This is a genomic window from Streptomyces sp. CA-251387, assembly GCF_050936625.1.
Taxonomy (GTDB): domain Bacteria; phylum Actinomycetota; class Actinomycetes; order Streptomycetales; family Streptomycetaceae; genus Streptomyces.
This window is the reverse complement of the sequence record NZ_JBNJMJ010000001.1, coordinates 3,916,065-3,931,730: the sequence shown is the minus strand read 5'-3', so window position 1 is coordinate 3,931,730 and position 15,666 is coordinate 3,916,065. Positions and strand designations below refer to the sequence as shown.

The 15,666-nt window shown below is 68.9% G+C and carries 14 protein-coding genes, 1 tRNA gene and 1 riboswitch; of the genes, 11 read left to right on the top strand and 4 right to left on the bottom strand.

Going from position 1 to position 15,666, the window contains the following annotated elements; all coding sequences use genetic code 11:
* Positions 1-49: 49 nt before the first annotated feature.
* Positions 50-249: riboswitch (cyclic di-AMP (ydaO/yuaA leader) on the top strand.
* A gap of 4 nt (positions 250-253) precedes the next feature.
* From ACQEV2_RS17390 to ACQEV2_RS17370, 5 genes are all read left to right on the top strand, one after another.
* Positions 254-943: a transglycosylase family protein gene (locus ACQEV2_RS17390; protein WP_433041660.1), complete on the top strand. Its 690-nt coding sequence runs from the start codon at positions 254-256 to the stop codon at positions 941-943.
* Between the two features lie 309 nt (positions 944-1,252).
* Positions 1,253-2,533, top strand: a complete 1,281-nt coding sequence (gene eno, locus ACQEV2_RS17385) for a phosphopyruvate hydratase (RefSeq protein ID WP_433041657.1) — start codon at positions 1,253-1,255, stop codon at positions 2,531-2,533.
* A 108-nt stretch (positions 2,534-2,641) separates the two neighbouring features.
* Positions 2,642-3,118: an FtsB family cell division protein gene (locus tag ACQEV2_RS17380; protein WP_433041654.1), complete on the top strand. Its 477-nt coding sequence runs from the start codon at positions 2,642-2,644 to the stop codon at positions 3,116-3,118.
* Between the two features lie 47 nt (positions 3,119-3,165).
* Entirely contained in the window at positions 3,166-3,684 is a 519-nt protein-coding gene (locus tag ACQEV2_RS17375) for a DUF501 domain-containing protein (protein WP_433041651.1), read from the top strand.
* Between the two features lie 183 nt (positions 3,685-3,867).
* Complete coding sequence (locus tag ACQEV2_RS17370; protein ID WP_433041648.1) at positions 3,868-4,839, top strand: exopolyphosphatase; 972 nt, start codon at positions 3,868-3,870, stop codon at positions 4,837-4,839.
* A 77-nt stretch (positions 4,840-4,916) separates the two neighbouring features.
* Here ACQEV2_RS17370 and ACQEV2_RS17365 read toward each other — a convergent pair whose 3' ends face one another.
* Complete coding sequence (locus ACQEV2_RS17365; protein WP_433041645.1) at positions 4,917-5,162, bottom strand: hypothetical protein; 246 nt, start codon at positions 5,160-5,162, stop codon at positions 4,917-4,919.
* A 581-nt stretch (positions 5,163-5,743) separates the two neighbouring features.
* Between ACQEV2_RS17365 and ACQEV2_RS17360 the strand changes: the two genes are divergently transcribed.
* Both ACQEV2_RS17360 and ACQEV2_RS17355 read left to right on the top strand, forming a co-directional pair.
* Positions 5,744-7,126, top strand: coding sequence for an NAD(P)/FAD-dependent oxidoreductase (locus ACQEV2_RS17360; RefSeq protein WP_433041642.1), 1,383 nt, complete (start codon positions 5,744-5,746; stop codon positions 7,124-7,126).
* A 260-nt stretch (positions 7,127-7,386) separates the two neighbouring features.
* On the top strand, positions 7,387-8,685 hold the full coding sequence (locus ACQEV2_RS17355) for a class I SAM-dependent methyltransferase (RefSeq protein WP_433041639.1): 1,299 nt from the start codon (positions 7,387-7,389) through the stop codon (positions 8,683-8,685).
* Between the two features lie 54 nt (positions 8,686-8,739).
* Here ACQEV2_RS17355 and ACQEV2_RS17350 read toward each other — a convergent pair whose 3' ends face one another.
* Positions 8,740-11,274, bottom strand: a complete 2,535-nt coding sequence (locus ACQEV2_RS17350) for an ABC transporter permease (RefSeq protein WP_433041636.1) — start codon at positions 11,272-11,274, stop codon at positions 8,740-8,742.
* Positions 11,274-12,044, bottom strand: a complete 771-nt coding sequence (locus tag ACQEV2_RS17345; RefSeq protein WP_433041633.1) for an ABC transporter ATP-binding protein — start codon at positions 12,042-12,044, stop codon at positions 11,274-11,276. The genes ACQEV2_RS17350 and ACQEV2_RS17345 overlap by 1 nt, the downstream gene beginning before the upstream one ends.
* A gap of 393 nt (positions 12,045-12,437) precedes the next feature.
* Here ACQEV2_RS17345 and ACQEV2_RS17340 point away from each other — a divergent pair.
* From ACQEV2_RS17340 to ACQEV2_RS17330, 3 genes are all read left to right on the top strand, one after another.
* A tRNA-Leu gene (locus ACQEV2_RS17340) sits at positions 12,438-12,521 on the top strand.
* 125 nt (positions 12,522-12,646) lie between these two features.
* Positions 12,647-13,822, top strand: a complete 1,176-nt coding sequence (locus tag ACQEV2_RS17335) for a 4-hydroxybenzoate 3-monooxygenase (protein WP_433041630.1) — start codon at positions 12,647-12,649, stop codon at positions 13,820-13,822.
* A gap of 214 nt (positions 13,823-14,036) precedes the next feature.
* Positions 14,037-14,933, top strand: coding sequence for a Bax inhibitor-1/YccA family protein (locus tag ACQEV2_RS17330; protein ID WP_433041627.1), 897 nt, complete (start codon positions 14,037-14,039; stop codon positions 14,931-14,933).
* A gap of 76 nt (positions 14,934-15,009) precedes the next feature.
* Here ACQEV2_RS17330 and ACQEV2_RS17325 read toward each other — a convergent pair whose 3' ends face one another.
* On the bottom strand, positions 15,010-15,240 hold the full coding sequence (locus ACQEV2_RS17325; protein WP_030049879.1) for a DUF4287 domain-containing protein: 231 nt from the start codon (positions 15,238-15,240) through the stop codon (positions 15,010-15,012).
* A gap of 94 nt (positions 15,241-15,334) precedes the next feature.
* On the opposite strand from ACQEV2_RS17325, the gene ACQEV2_RS17320 reads away from it, so the two are divergent.
* On the top strand, positions 15,335-15,646 hold the full coding sequence (locus ACQEV2_RS17320) for a hypothetical protein (RefSeq protein ID WP_433041623.1): 312 nt from the start codon (positions 15,335-15,337) through the stop codon (positions 15,644-15,646).
* The last annotated feature ends 20 nt before the right edge of the window (positions 15,647-15,666 follow it).

Sequence of the window (15,666 nt, the reverse complement as noted above, 5' to 3'; positions counted from 1 at the left end):
CCGGCTGCCGCAACGCCGAATCCTGCCAGCGGCCGCACGGGAACAGTCGTCGCGTCAAGCGCCGTAGGCAGGAGCGGGGGACCCAAGGTAGGCGCCGGGTCCGGCAGTTGAGGCCTTTCGGGGTCGCACGGCCGGAATCGGCTAGGGGTGAAGCCGCGCAACGGGAGCCGAAAGGCGAGCGTGCGCGGCCGGGCAACTCAACCGGCCCGAACCCGACAGCTCACCTCGCAGGCGTCGGTGAGGGGATCTCTCCATGCTGTTTTCCAGCAAGGGCAAGCACCGTCGTCCGTCCAAGGCCGCTCGCGCCATCGCCGTCGTCGGCGTCACCGGTGCCGCCGCCGTCGCCGCCCCGCTGATGGCGGCCGGCAGCGCCTCCGCCGCCACCGCGTCCGAGTGGGACGCCGTCGCCCAGTGCGAGTCCGGCGGCAACTGGTCGATCAACACCGGCAACGGCTACTACGGCGGTCTGCAGTTCTCCGCCTCCACCTGGGCCGCGTACGGCGGCACGGCGTACGCCTCCACCGCCGACAAGGCCACCAAGGCCCAGCAGATCGAGATAGCCGAGAAGGTCCTCGCGGGCCAGGGCAAGGGCGCCTGGCCGCACTGCGGCACCGGCCTGTCCAGCGCCGCCTACAACGGTTCCTCGGCGAGCGGTTCCTCGCAGAGCACCGAGACGACCACGCGCTCCACCGAGCAGCAGTCGGCCTCGCGCTCCGCCGACCGCCCGGCCGCCAAGAAGAGCACCAAGACCGTCACCACCCCGACCGGCAAGAAGGTCAAGAAGGGTGACGGCGAGTACAAGGTCGTCAAGGGCGACACCCTCAGCTCGATCGCCGAGGAGCACGACGTCAAGGGCGGCTGGGAGAAGCTCTTCCAGCTGAACAAGGACATCGTCGAGGACGCGAACCTGATCTACCCGGGTCAGCAGCTGCACCTGAAGTAATACCCCGGCGACAGCTGAACCACAGTGCCCTCCCATCCGTGGTCCTCATAATGAAGGCCTCGTGAGGGCCACCCCCGTCCCCACGGGCTCCCCGCTCCGGTGCGTGTTCCCCCGTACGCACCGGGGCGGGGTTTTTTGTGCGGGGTGGTTTTGTGTACGGGGGTTTTTGTTCCGTTCGGAAACAATTTACTCTCGGTTCTGTCCACGGGCCGGTCGACCGCTGGCCGATCCGCCTGGGCCGGTTAGGCTCGTCTCGCAGTACCCACCACGGTCTGCGTACCCGCGTCACATCCCAAGAAGGAGATGCTCGTGCCGTCCATCGACGTCGTCGTAGCCCGGGAAATCCTGGACTCCCGAGGCAACCCCACGGTCGAGGTCGAGGTCGGCCTCGACGACGGCAGCACGGGTCGTGCCGCCGTTCCGTCCGGCGCCTCGACGGGCGCCTTCGAGGCCATCGAGCTCCGCGACGGTGACCCCAACCGCTACCTGGGCAAGGGTGTCGAGAAGGCCGTCCTCGCCGTCATCGAGCAGATCGGCCCGGAGCTGGTCGGCTACGACGCCACCGAGCAGCGCCTGATCGACCAGGCCATGTTCGACCTGGACGCCACCGACAACAAGGGCTCCCTCGGCGCCAACGCCATCCTCGGCGTCTCGCTCGCCGTCGCCCACGCCGCCTCCGAGGCCAGCGACCTCCCCCTCTTCCGCTACCTGGGCGGCCCGAACGCGCACCTGCTGCCGGTGCCGATGATGAACATCCTGAACGGCGGCTCGCACGCCGACTCCAACGTGGACATCCAGGAGTTCATGATCGCCCCGATCGGCGCGGAGTCCTTCTCCGAGGCCCTGCGCTGGGGCGCCGAGGTCTACCACACCCTGAAGAAGGTCCTGAAGAACAAGGGCCTGGCCACCGGCCTCGGCGACGAGGGCGGCTTCGCCCCGAACCTCGGCTCCAACCGCGACGCCCTCGACCTCATCCTCGAGGCGATCAAGGAGGCCGGCTACACCCCCGGCGAGCAGATCGCGCTCGCGCTCGACGTCGCCGCGTCCGAGTTCTACAAGGACGGCGTCTACACCTTCGAGGGCAAGGAGCGCTCGGCGGCCGAGATGACCGAGTACTACGCGGAGCTCGTCGACGCGTACCCGCTCGTCTCCATCGAGGACCCGCTGTTCGAGGACGACTGGGAGGGCTGGAAGACCATCACCGCCAAGCTCGGTGACAAGGTCCAGCTCGTCGGCGACGACCTGTTCGTCACCAACCCCGAGCGCCTGGCCCGCGGCATCGAGGAGGGCGCGGCCAACGCCCTGCTGGTGAAGGTGAACCAGATCGGCTCCCTCACCGAGACCCTGGACGCCGTCGAGCTGGCCCAGCGCAACGGCTTCAAGTGCATGATGTCCCACCGCTCCGGCGAGACCGAGGACGTCACCATCGCCGACCTCGCCGTGGCCACCAACTGCGGCCAGATCAAGACCGGCGCCCCGGCCCGCTCCGAGCGCGTCGCCAAGTACAACCAGCTGCTGCGCATCGAGGAGATCCTCGACGACGCGGCGGTGTACGCCGGCCGCAGCGCGTTCCCGCGCTTCAAGGGCTGAGCCGTAGAGCCGTACAGGGTTAAGGCATAGCCAGGCATACGTACGTCCCCGTACTCGGTCCCGTACCGTGTGCGGGGACGTACGCGTGTGAGACGGGAGGCGGGGAACATGGCCGTGAAGGACCGGGACCGGTTCTCCACCGCGACCAGGATCCGGTTGCTCGGCGAGCAGACGGCGGCCCGTGTCTACCGCTCCCAGACCAAGCGGCAGGCCCGGCGCTCCAGGCTCACCGGACGCGCCGCGCTGCTCGCGCTGGTCGTCTGCTCCATGGTCGTGGCGCTCGCCTACCCGATAAGGCAGTACGTCTCCCAGCGCGCCGAGATCGCCGATCTGCAGCGGCAGAAGGAGGAGGCCGCCCGGCGGGTCGAGCAGCTGCGCGACCTCAAGGCACGCTGGCAGGACGACGCGTACGCCGAGCAGCAGATCCGGGAGCGGCTGCACTATGTGATGCCCGGGGAGACCGGTTACATCGTGATCGACCCGGACGCGGCCAAGCAGGCGCGGACCGACGTGGACGCGGCCGACCGGCCCTGGTACTCGAACATCTGGGACGGGGTCGACAAGGCCGACGCCTCCGATCAGTGAGACCAGCCGGCCGGCTGGAACAGAACAGAACAGGCAGAAAGACAGGCATGGAAACGCCCCCGCCGCCCACCCCGCGCACCGAGCCCACCGACGCGGACGTCGAGGCCTTCAAGCAGCAGCTCGGGCGTCCGCCGCGCGGGCTGCGCGCGATCGCGCACCGGTGCCCGTGCGGGCAGCCGGACGTCGTCGAGACGGCGCCTCGGCTGCCCGATGGCACGCCCTTTCCGACGCTGTACTACCTGACGTGTCCGAAGGCGTCTTCCGCGATCGGCACCCTTGAGGCGAACGGCGTGATGAAGGAGATGACGGAGCGGCTGGAGAGTGATCCGGAGCTGGCTGCCGCGTACCGGGCTGCGCATGAGGACTACATTCGGCGCCGGGACGAGATCGAGGAGCTGACCGGGTTTCCGAGCGCGGGCGGGATGCCGGATCGGGTGAAGTGTCTGCATGTGCTGGTCGCGCACTCGCTGGCCGCGGGGCCGGGGGTGAATCCGCTGGGGGACGAGGCGATTGCCATGCTGCCGGAGTGGTGGCGCAAGGGGCCGTGTGTGGTTCCGGCCGAGTGATCTCGCCCCCGCCGCCCCTACCCGTCCCATCCTTGAAGGGGCGCTGCCCCTTCGACCCCGCTGGGGGCTGCCGCCCCCAGACCCCTGCTTCGGCCCTGAAAGGGCCTCGTCCTCAAACGCCGGACGGGCTGAAGGCAGCTGACCGGCGTCGAGAAGCTCACCTGATCACAGAAGGGCCCCGCCATGACCCGCGTCGCCGCCATCGACTGCGGTACCAACTCCATCCGGCTCCTCGTCGCCGACGTGCACCCGGAGAGCGGTGAACTGGTCGATCTGGACCGTCGTATGACCATCGTGCGGCTCGGACAGGGCGTCGACCGGACCGGCCGGCTCGCTCCCGAGGCGCTGGAGCGTACGTTTGCCGCCTGTCGTGAGTACGCGGCGGTCATCAAGGAGCACGGCGCCGAGCGGCTGCGCTTCGTCGCCACGTCTGCCTCCCGGGATGCCGAGAACCGGGACGAGTTCGTGCGGGGTGTCATGGACATCCTGGGGGTCGAGCCCGAGGTCATCACCGGGGATCAGGAGGCCGAGTTCTCCTTCACGGGCGCGACGAAGGAGCTGGCGGAACACGACCACCTCCCCAAGCCCTACCTGGTCGTGGACATCGGCGGCGGGTCGACCGAGTTCGTCGTCGGTGAGGAGCACGTCCGCGCGGCGCGCTCCGTGGACGTCGGCTGTGTGCGGATGACCGAGCGTCATCTGGTGCAGGGCGGGGCCGTCTCCGACCCGCCTTCCGAGGAGCAGATCGCGGCGATGCGGGCCGACATCGAGGCGGCCCTCGACCTCGCCGAGGAGACGGTGCCGCTGCGGGAGGCGCGCACGCTGGTGGGGCTCGCCGGGTCCGTGACCACGGTGTCGGCGATCGCCCAGGAGCTGCCCGAGTACGACTCGACCCGCATCCACCACTCGCGGATCAGCCACGACCGGGTCCGGGAGATCACCGAGTGGCTGCTGCACTCCACCCACGCGGAGCGGGCGGCCGTACCGTCCATGCATCCGGGGCGAGTTGACGTCATCGCGGCGGGCGCGCTGGTGCTGCTCGCGATCATGGAGCGGATCGGCGCCGAGGAGGTCGTGGTGAGCGAGCACGACATCCTCGACGGCATCGCCTTCAAGGTGGCGGAGAACGCGGACCAGGGCAAGCGCGGCGACTGACGCGCGGTGGCACGGAATGACCCCGGTACCTCGCACGAGGTACCGGGGCCGTTGTCTCAACCCGGGTGGGTTGTCCGTCAATTGCAGATGAGGACGAGTAGGCCTACGCACCCGTCGTCGCCGCCGTGGTGACCGTGGTGGCCGTGGTGGTGGCCGTGGCCGTGGCCGTGGCCGCCGTGGGCCGCCACGGCCTTGGTGACGACGGGGGAAGCGGGTGCGGCAGCGGCCGTCGCGGCCCCTGCTGCGAGAGCGATGCCGAGGGCAGCGCTGACCGACACTATTCGAGCGGTGGCCCGCTTGCGGGCCTTCTGTGGAGTGATCATGGCTGCACGCTATGCACACATCTGTCCGTGCGCGCGCGGAATGTGGCTGACGGGTGACGCGGAATCTGGCTGACGGGTGAACGGTGATCCAGGTCGCCGACGGAGGGTGGCTCGCGTCTCGTTTATTACTGGGTGGTAGCCGTCGGTTGAGCAGGTCGGCTAGCGTATGAGCGCTCCCGAGAGGGGTCTGTGAGCCCGTTTCCGGGCCCTGTGCGCCCCCTTCGCGGCACCCGCCGAAGAAAGTTCGTGAAGTTCTTCACAAGGATTTCGGCCCTGTAGAACCGCTGATGCGGGCCGGTTGCCCCTTCCGAGGGGTGAACAGGCCCTTGAACATGTTCAGATGGGCGGTGTAAGAGGGCTTCGGGGAGCCGTTGGCGGAAGGTGTTTCCGCCCGCTCACAGGGGGTCCGCCGAGCCAGAGAGGCAGCTCACGCGGCATTGACAACGGGTTGTGCCGGAGTCGGGTTCCCGATCGTGACCATGACCTGCGTCACGCGGGCCGGGGAGTGTAGCACAAGGCCTGCAAGAGCTTGTGAAGGGGCGCACGAGCGACCCCCCTGAGGCGGGTGGATACTCGATGGCATGAGCACCACGGAGCGTCCCAGGATCCTCGTAGTAGGCGGTGGGTACGTAGGCCTGTACGCAGCTCGGCGCATCCTCAAGAAGATGCGCTACGGCGAGGCGACCGTCACGGTCGTCGACCCCCGGTCGTACATGACCTACCAGCCCTTCCTCCCCGAAACCGCCGCCGGCAGCATCTCCCCGCGCCACGTCGTCGTCCCGCTGCGACGCGTGCTGCCCAAGGCGGAGGTCCTCACCGGCCGGGTCACCACCATCGACCAGGACCGCAAGGTCGCCACGATCGCGCCGCTGGTCGGCGAGGCGTACGAGCTGCCCTTCGACTACCTGGTCATCGCGATGGGCGCGGTCTCCCGCACCTTCCCGATCCCCGGCCTCGCCGAGCAGGGCATCGGTATGAAGGGCATCGAGGAGGCCATCGGCCTGCGCAACCACGTCCTCGAGCAGCTGGACAAGGCCGACTCCACGACCGACGAGGAGATCCGCCGCAAGGCGCTCACCTTCGTCTTCATCGGCGGTGGCTTCGCGGGCGCGGAGACCATCGGTGAGGTCGAGGACATGGCCCGCGACGCGGCGAAGTACTACAGCAACGTGTCCCGTGAGGACATGCGGTTCATCCTCGTCGACGCCGCCGACAAGATCCTGCCCGAGGTCGGCCCGAAGCTCGGCCAGTACGGCAAGGAGCATCTGGAGGCCCGCGGGGTCGAGGTCTACCTCTCCACCTCCATGGACTCCTGCGTCGACGGCCACGTCGTGCTGAAGAACGGCCTCGAGGTCGACTCCAACACCATCGTGTGGACCGCCGGCGTCAAGCCCAACCCGGCGCTCGCCCGCTTCGGTCTGCCCCTCGGCCCCCGCGGTCACGTCGACTGCGAGCCGACGCTCCAGGTCAAGGGCACCGACTACATCTGGGCCGCCGGCGACAACGCCCAGGTCCCGGACCTCGTCGGCCGCAAGGCGGGCAACGAGAACGCCTGGTGCCCGCCGAACGCCCAGCACGCGCTGCGCCAGGCCAGGGTCCTCGGCGACAACGTGATCTCCGGCATGCGGGGCTTCCCGCAGAAGGACTACGAGCACGCCAACAAGGGTGCGGTGGCCGGTCTCGGCCTGCACAAGGGCGTGGCGATGATCGTCATGGGCAAGATGAAGATCAAGCTCAAGGGCCGTCTCGCCTGGTACATGCACCGTGGCTACCACGGTCTCGCGATGCCGACGTGGAACCGCAAGATCCGCGTCTTCGCCGACTGGACCCTCGGCATGTTCCTCAAGCGCGAGGTCGTGGCGCTGGGCGCGCTGGAGTCCCCGCGCGAGGAGTTCTACGAGGCGGCCAAGCCGATGCCGGCGCCCGCGGCAGCCAAGACCGAGGAGAAGGCCAAGGCCTCCTGACCGGATCCGGTCGCTGAACGAACCGAAGGACCTCCTGCCGTCCGTGGTGCGGGAGGTCCTTCGGCGTTCCTGGGGGTGGCGCCCCCAGACCCCCTTCGACCCCGAGTGGGCCTCGTCCTCAAGCGCCGGACGGGCTGAGAGGGTGGTCACCGCCGTCTTTTGACCTTGCTGTAACGCGCGTGGGGGACTGCGTCCGAGCCCTTCTGGTGTTTACGTGGTGTTGGACATTCCGGGATCTCCTCTCCACGGAGGTGTGCGCCATGGCCGACGCCGCGGTGCGACTGAAGGGTCTTCTCGAACAGGTGCTGGGAGCCCCGCTCCCGGTGCGCATCCGCGCCTGGGACGGTTCGCAGGCGGGGCCGCCGGGCGCGCCGACTCTCGTCGTACGGAACCGGCGTGCGGTGCGCCGGCTGCTGTGGAAGCCGGGTGAGCTGGGGCTCGCCCGCGCCTGGGTCGCGGGGGACCTCGACATCGAGGGCGATCTGTACGCCGCCCTCGATGCGCTCGCGGGACTGGTGTGGGAGCGGGGGGAGGACGCCCGCGGGCTGGTGGAGTCCCTGCGTGACCCCGAGGTGCGCGCCGGGGTCCGCGGGCTCGTCAAGCTCGGCGGACTTCCGCTGCCGCCCGCACCGCCCCCGGAGGAGGTCCGCCGGCAGCGCGCCCATCTGCACACCAAGCGCTCCGACAAACGCGCCATCAGCCACCACTACGACGTCGGCAACGACTTCTACGAGATCGTCCTCGGGCCGTCCATGGTGTACTCCTGCGCCTACTGGCCGGCCCCGCCCCCGCACGGCACCCTCGAAGACGCCCAGCGCGACAAACTCGACCTCATCTGCCGCAAGCTGGCCCTCCGGCCCGGCGTGCGGCTGCTGGACGTCGGCTGCGGCTGGGGCTCCATGGCGATCCACGCCGCCCGTGAGTACGGCGTGAACGTCGTCGGCATCACCCTCTCCCAGGAGCAGGCGGCCTACGCCCGTAAGCGCGTCGCCGACGAGGGGCTCACCGACAAGGTGGAGATCCGCGTACAGGACTACCGGGATGTCACCGACGGGCCGTACGACGCCATCTCCTCCATCGGCATGGCCGAACACGTCGGCGCCGAGCGTTACTTGGAGTACTGCGATGTGCTGTACCGGCTCCTGAAGCCCGGGGGGCGGCTGCTGAACCACCAGATCGGGCGGCGGCCGCAGCGGGACGAATCCTCGTACGAGGTCGACGCGTTCATCGACTCCTACGTCTTCCCCGACGGTGAGCTCCAGCCCATCGGCACCACCGTCACCCAACTCGAACGCGCCGGGTTCGAGGTGCGCGACGTGGAGTCGATCCGCGAGCACTACGCCCTGACCCTGCGCCGCTGGGTCGCCAACCTGGAGGCCGACTGGGCCCGGGCCGTCAGGCTCACCAGCCCCGGCCGCGCCCGCGTCTGGCGGCTGTACATGGCCGCCTCCGCGCTCGCCTTCGAGCGCAACCGCATCGGCGTCAACCAGGTGCTGGCCGTCAGAACGCCCGATTCCGGTGCCTCCGGGATGCCGCTGCGCTCCCGTACCTGGGGCTGAGCACGCGCAAGGGCCCCGCTCCCTCACGGGAACGGGGCCCTGGGTCTCGTACGGCTATTCCGCCTTGATCGCGTTCAGCATGTTCAGCCTCGCGGCGTTGCGGGCCGGCCACATCGCTGCCAGGACGCCCACCAGTCCGGCCAGCACCAGGAAGATCCCGATCCGGTCCCAGGGCAGGACCAGCGCGTAGCCCGGGATCTGGTCCGCGAAGGTCTCGCCGATCGCCCAGCCGAGGAACGAGCCGAGACCGATGCCGACCACCGCGCCGAACACCGAGATGACCACGGCCTCCAGCCGGACCATCCGCTTCACCCGGCGCCGGTCGAGACCGATCGCACGCAGCATGCCGATCTCCTGCTGCCGTTCGAAGACCGACATCGCGAGGGTGTTGACGACGCCCAGCACCGCGATGATCAGGGCCATCGCCAGCAGGCCGTACATGATGTTCAGCAGGGTGTTGATGGCGCCGCCGAACTCGTTGCGGATGTCCTGCTTGTCCATGATCGTGATCGCGGGGTTGTCGCCCAGCGCGTCGATGAGGACCTTCTCGTTCGCCGAGGTCTGGCCGCCGTCCACCTTCACGAAGATCTGCTGGATGGACGGCTTCACCTCGTGCGGGTTCACGACCTTCGTGTCGACGAGGACGGGAGAGAGGAACTCGCTGTCCTTGAAGACGGCGCCGACCGTCAGCGTGTCCTTCTTCTCGTCGTTGAAGGTGACGGGGACGGTGTCGCCGGGCTTCCAGCCCTTGCTCTTGGCCGTCTTCTCGGCGACCGCGATCCGGCCCTCGGCGAGCGAACCGATGTCGCCGCTGACGACGTCGACGTTCAGAACCTGCTCGATGTCGCCCGGCGTGACCGCCGAACCGGACACGTAGTCGTCGTCGCCCGCCTGGAAGTAGACGCTCTGCTGCGGCGAGACCGCGGAGACGCCCTTGGCCTTCTCCAGCGCCGTCAGCGCGGACTGGTCCAGGTCGCCGCCGTTCGCCATCGAGACCATGTAGTCGGCCTTGATGTTGTCGGTGGTCATCTTGTCGATGGCCGTGCCGACCGTGATGCCGAGCACCGACAGACCGGTCACCAGCGTCAGTCCGATCGCCAGCGCCGAGGCGGTGGCTCCGGTACGGCGCGGATTGCGGACCGCGTTCTGGCCGGCCAGCTTGCCGGACACCCCGAAGGGGCCGACGAGCAGCGGACGGACGAGCGCGATCACGGGCCGGGACAGCAGCGGGATCAGGATGATCACACCGATCAGCGCGAAGAACGCGCCCGCCCCGATGTACATCCGGCCGTCGTCGCCGCCGGTCGAGGCACCCGCCACGATCGCGGCCGCACCGAGGCCGGTGATGGCCGTACCGATGGAGTTGCGCAGCACCAGCGACTTGGTGGTGGCCACCGCGTGGACGCTGCTCATGGCGGCCACCGGCGGGATCTTCGCGGCCCGGCGGCCGGGCAGCCACGCGGCGAGCATCGTGATCAGCACGCCGACGCCGATCGCGGCGATCACCGGCGTCGCGGACACGATCAGAGGGCCGCCCGGAATCTTCATGTCGAACGCGGCCATTCCGGACCGCAGACCGACCGCGAGGCCGATGCCGAGCACGAAGCCGATCACCGAGGCGACCAGGCCCACCACCGCGGCCTCGGCGAGCACCGAGCGGGTGATCTGCTTGCGCGACGCACCGACGGCGCGCATCAGGGCGATCTCCTTGGTGCGCTGGGCGACCAGCATCGTGAAGGTATTGGAGATCAGGAAGATCCCGACGAACAGCGCGATGCCCGCGAAGCCGAGCAGGACCTGCTTGAGCGAGCCCATGCCCTCTTCGATCTGCTGGGCCTGCTCGTCCGCGAGCGCCTGACCGGTCCGGGCCTCGGCCGTGTCCGGCAGCAGCGGCTTGACCGCGGCCAGGATCTTCGCGTCGTCCGCGCCGGGGGCGGCGGTGACGGTGACGCTCTCGAAGTAGCCCGGCTTGAGGTACTGCTTCTGGGCGACCGCGGTGTCGAAGAGGACGAGGCTGCCGCCGGCGTTCACGGCGCCGTCCTCGGTGGTGAACACACCGCTGAGGGTGAACTCCTTCACCGGCCCGTTCGTCGCGACCCGGACCCGGTCGCCGACCTGGTACTCGCCCTTGGCCGCGGACTCCTCGTCCAGGGCGATCTGATCGTCCTTCACCGGGCCGGAGCCGTCGGTGAACGTGTAGGCGGGGTCCTTGCCGTCCTTGCCGGGGGCGAAGTTGGAGCCCTTGTTGGACCAGCCGACGCCGATCAGCTTCCCGTCGGGGTCGGCGACCCCGGCGAAGCCCTCGACGCGGCCGTAGGCGGCGTCGACACCGTCCGCCGCGGAGATCTGGTCGAGCGTCTTCCGGGAGAGGCCGGGCTCTTCCTTGGCGTTGTCGGGGTCGGCGTACGAGGTGATGGCGACGGCGACGTCGTCGTAGCTCTTCGCCGACTGGTTGCGGAAGGCGTTGGAGAGGGTGTCGGCGAAGACCAGGGTGCCGGAGACGAACGCGACGCCGAGCATGACGGCGAGCACGGTCATCAGCAGCCGGGCCTTGTGCGCGAGTACGTTGCGCAGGGCGGTGCGGAACATCAGCTGGTGCGGCCCTTCGCGTCGAACTGCTTCATGAAGTCGAGGACGTTGTCCGCGGTGGGCTTGTACATCTCGTCGACGATCCGGCCGTCCGCGAGGAACACCACGCGGTCCGCGTACGCCGCGGCCACCGGGTCGTGGGTCACCATCACCACGGTCTGCCCCAACTCCCGTACGGAGTTGCGCAGGAAGCCCAGCACCTCGGCGCCGGAGCGGGAGTCGAGGTTTCCGGTGGGCTCGTCGCCGAAGATGATCTCGGGCTTGGAGGCCAGGGCGCGGGCCACGGCGACGCGCTGCTGCTGGCCGCCGGAGAGCTGCGCGGGGCGGTGGCTGAGGCGATCGGCCAGACCCACCATCCGGATGACCGAATCCACCCACTGCTTGTCGGCCTTGCGGCCCGCGATGTCCATCGGGAGGGTGATGTTCTCCAGGGCCGTCAGCGTCGGCAGCAGGTTGAAAGCCTGGAAGATGAAGCCGATCTTGTCCCTGCGCAACTTGGTGAGCTGCTTGTCCTTCAGGGAGCCCAGCTCGGTGTCGCCGATGCGTACCGACCCGGAGGAGAAGGTGTCCAGCCCGGCCACGCAGTGCATCAGCGTGGACTTGCCGGAGCCGGAGGGGCCCATGATCGCGGTGAACTCGGCCTGCCGGAACTCGACGGAGACCCGGTCGAGGGCGACCACCTGGGTCTCGCCCTGTCCGTAGATCTTCGACAGATCCGTGGCACGCGCGGCCACGGCGGTGGTCCGGCCGGCGATGGATGCGGTGGTCACGAGAGGAACGCTCCTGAAGGACGACGGTGTGTTCGAAGGACGTCATCCATCGTCCTGGCCGAGGACCGCCTTGTAGTCAGTCGCTGTTCCGGTTCCGAAGGCAGACTGCGGATGGACCGGACCGGCCCGTGTCATACCTGAGGATGACGGCTGACCCTGACAGGTGCTCACGTCGGGAACAGGTGGAGCGTCCTTGTTCGGACGGTGAAATTCCGTCATTCCGTATGCGCCGCCGACCGCCGCACGCAAGGCTATTGGCAAGTGCGGATGGCCCGTTCCGCGGGCTGATGCACCCTCAGACGTCAATAAAATAAGACAACATCGGTCCGCCCGTCCGCTGTTCGGGGGAAGCATCCCGATAGGCTCGGAACCTCGATGCGGAGCCCATGGCCTGCCCAGATGGTGGAATGCAGACACGGCGAGCTTAAACCTCGCTGCCCCTTCGCGGGCGTGCCGGTTCAAGTCCGGCTCTGGGCACTTCCGACGTTCGTCCTTCCTTCAAGAGTTCACGCACAACCGTTGACAGCGGGGGTGCGCGGCCGGAGACTCACGTCAGGAAATGGTGAATAAAAGTTCACCTGGCGAACGAAGGGACGCGATCGATGCGCACCACCGTCGGCATCATCGGCGCAGGCCCCGCCGGCCTCCTCCTCGCCCGGCTGCTCCACAACGCCGGCATCGACTCGGTCGTCCTGGAGAGCCGCGACCGCGCCTACGTCGAGCACCGCCAGCGCGCCGGAATCCTGGAGCAGGGCACGGTGGACGTGCTGCGCGCGGCCGGCGCCGGGGAGCGCATGGACCGCGAGGGCCTGCGCCACGACGGCATAGAGCTCCGCTTCGACAGGAAGCGTCACCGCGTCGACTTCCCCGCCCTCACCGGCGGCCGGTCGGTGATGGTCTACGCCCAGACCGAGGTCTGCAAGGACCTCATCGCCCTCCAGCTCAAGGAGGGCGGCCCGCTGCTGTTCGAGGCGGAGGCACTCGCGGTGGAGGGCGCGGACACCGACAGCCCGCGGATCCGCTTCCGCCACGAGGGCGGCGAGGACCTCCTGGAGTGCGACTACGTCGTCGGCTGCGACGGGTTCTGGGGCGTGTCCCGGGGAGCGATACCGGCCGAACTGACCCAGGTCTTCGAGCGGACGTACCCCTTCGGCTGGCTCGGCATCCTCGCCGACGTCGCCCCCTCGCACGACGAGCTGGTCTACGCCCGCCACGCCCGCGGCTTCGCCCTGCTGTCCATGCGCTCCCCGTCCGTCTCCCGCCTCTACCTCCAGGTGCCCGAGGGCACGGACGCCGAGGAGTGGAGCGACGACGAGATCTGGGACGAGCTGGAACGCCGCTTCGAGACCGCCGACGACTGGCGCCTGGAGCGCGGCCCCATCACCCAGAAGTCGGTCACACCCATGCGGTCGTACGTCCACGAGCCCATGCGGTACGGCCGCCTCTTCCTGGCCGGCGACGCGGCGCACATCGTGCCGCCGACGGGCGCGAAGGGACTGAATCTGGCCGTCGGGGACGTCGTCACCTTCGCGCGGGCGCTGACGTACGAGAAGGAGACGGGTTCAGCGGAGCTCCTCGACGCCTACTCCGAGACGTGTCTGCGCCGCGTCTGGCAGGCCGAGCGGTTCTCCTACGACATGACGACACTGCTGCACCGCGCCCCCGACGCCACGCCCTTCGAGGACCGGATCCAGTTGGCGCGACTGGAACGGTTGGCGGGGTCGAGGGCGGCCGAGACCGACCTCGCCGAGGGCTACACCGGGTTCCCGTTCGGGTGAGCGTAGGCGTGGCGTAAGGGTGTGATCTCCGACCGGTTCCGGCCACGTTCCAGGTTGGTCATGAATGAGGCCCGCCGTGGCTGGGAATCACCCGGCCGCGTAGCGTGTTGCGCAACACGACGAGGGAAAGATCCTCCCCAGGTACTAGGGTCAATCCTTTGCCAACCTATTACTCTTGAGCCAAGGCCGCGCACGGCGGCCATGGAGGAGTGAAATGAGGAGCAGCAACCCGGTCTTCTCGCGACGGGGGTTCAGCCGCGACAACGGCTACGCGGGCTTCAACACCGCGCCGCAGGCCGGGGGCGCCGCTGTCGGCACGCAGGGCAACCCGTACGCGCAGCCGCAGGCCGGCAACCCGTACGCCCAGAACCCGTACGCCCAGCAGGACCTGCAGTACGGCGCACCGCCGCAGGCCCCGGCCACCACCGGCCGGATGACGATGGACGACGTCATCCTGCGCACCGCCACCACACTCGGCACGCTGATCGTCACGGCCGCGCTCGCGTGGTTCCTGCTGCCGGTCGACGCCGAGAACATCAACCGGTCCTACGGCATCGCCATCGGCGCCGGTCTGGTCGGCATGGTGCTGGCGCTCGTGCAGTCCTTCAAGCGCAAGGCCTCGCCGGCGCTGATCCTGTCCTACGCCGCGCTCGAGGGTGTCTTCCTCGGCGTCGTCTCCAGCGTCGTCGACGAGCACATCGCCAGCGGCGCGGCCATGCAGGCGGTGCTCGGCACGATGGCGGTCTTCGCCGCCGTCCTGGTGGCGTACAAGGCGGGCTGGATCCGCGTCAACCGCCGCTTCGTCGGCTTCGTGATGGCGGCCGCGCTCGGCTTCATCCTGCTGATGGCGGTCAACCTGCTGTTCGCGGTCTTCGGCGGCGGTGACGGCCTCGGCTTCCGCAGCGGCCCGCTCGGCATCGTCTTCGGCATCGTCGGCATCCTGCTCGGCGCCTGCTTCCTCGCCCTGGACTTCAAGCAGGTCGAGGACGGCCTCGCCTACGGCGCGCCGCGCGAGGAGGCCTGGCTCGCGGCCTTCGGTCTCACGCTGACGCTGGTCTGGATCTACATGGAGTTCCTGAGGCTCATCTCGATCCTCAACAGCAGCGACTGATCTCCGACGGTCGTAGCACAGTCGTAAGCAAAGGGCCCCGGGTTCGTCCCCGGGGCCCTTCGTCGTCTGTGCGCGCCTAGAGGAATTTGCGCGCGGCCCTCCTCAGGTCGTACTCGTGGACGATCGCCTTCGCGTGGCCGTACGCGAGGTCGTACTCATGCCGAAGCCAGCTGACCTTCTCCTCGAAGCGGACGAGAGCCGGGCCTTCTTCTACGGTGCGGAGCCAGTCGGAGACTTCACGACCGGTGCAGTGGGGGATGCGGGCGAGCATATTGCGGTGGGTCTCCTCGGAGAGGACGTGGGACATCGGCGCCTCCGGACGCAAAGGGGATGTAAGCCGGTCCTTCAGGTCACCGTGCCTGAGCGTTCGCCCGTTGGCAACAGTCGCGTACGCTCACGGCGTGGTTGATACGACGCGTCTGACCCAAGCCGTAGATCACTTCGCCGACCGGTTGCGGGCGGCGCCGCAGAGCCGGTTGCAACGAGGTGCGGCTTCGGAGGCGCTGGGACTGGCCAGAGAGTTGGCACGTCGGGCGCAGCTCCTGGAGGCGCCCGGGGTGGAGCCCCGGGAGATGCCGGACGCGGGGATGTTCGCCGCTGCGGACCAGATCACCGTCGCTGTGCATGACTTGGCCCTCGTACTCACCGACGAGGGCGAGGTGGAGGACGCGTTGAGGCTGGTGGCGGAAGCGCAGAAGCGGGCCGGGGTGTGATCCCTGAGCCGGGATGTGAC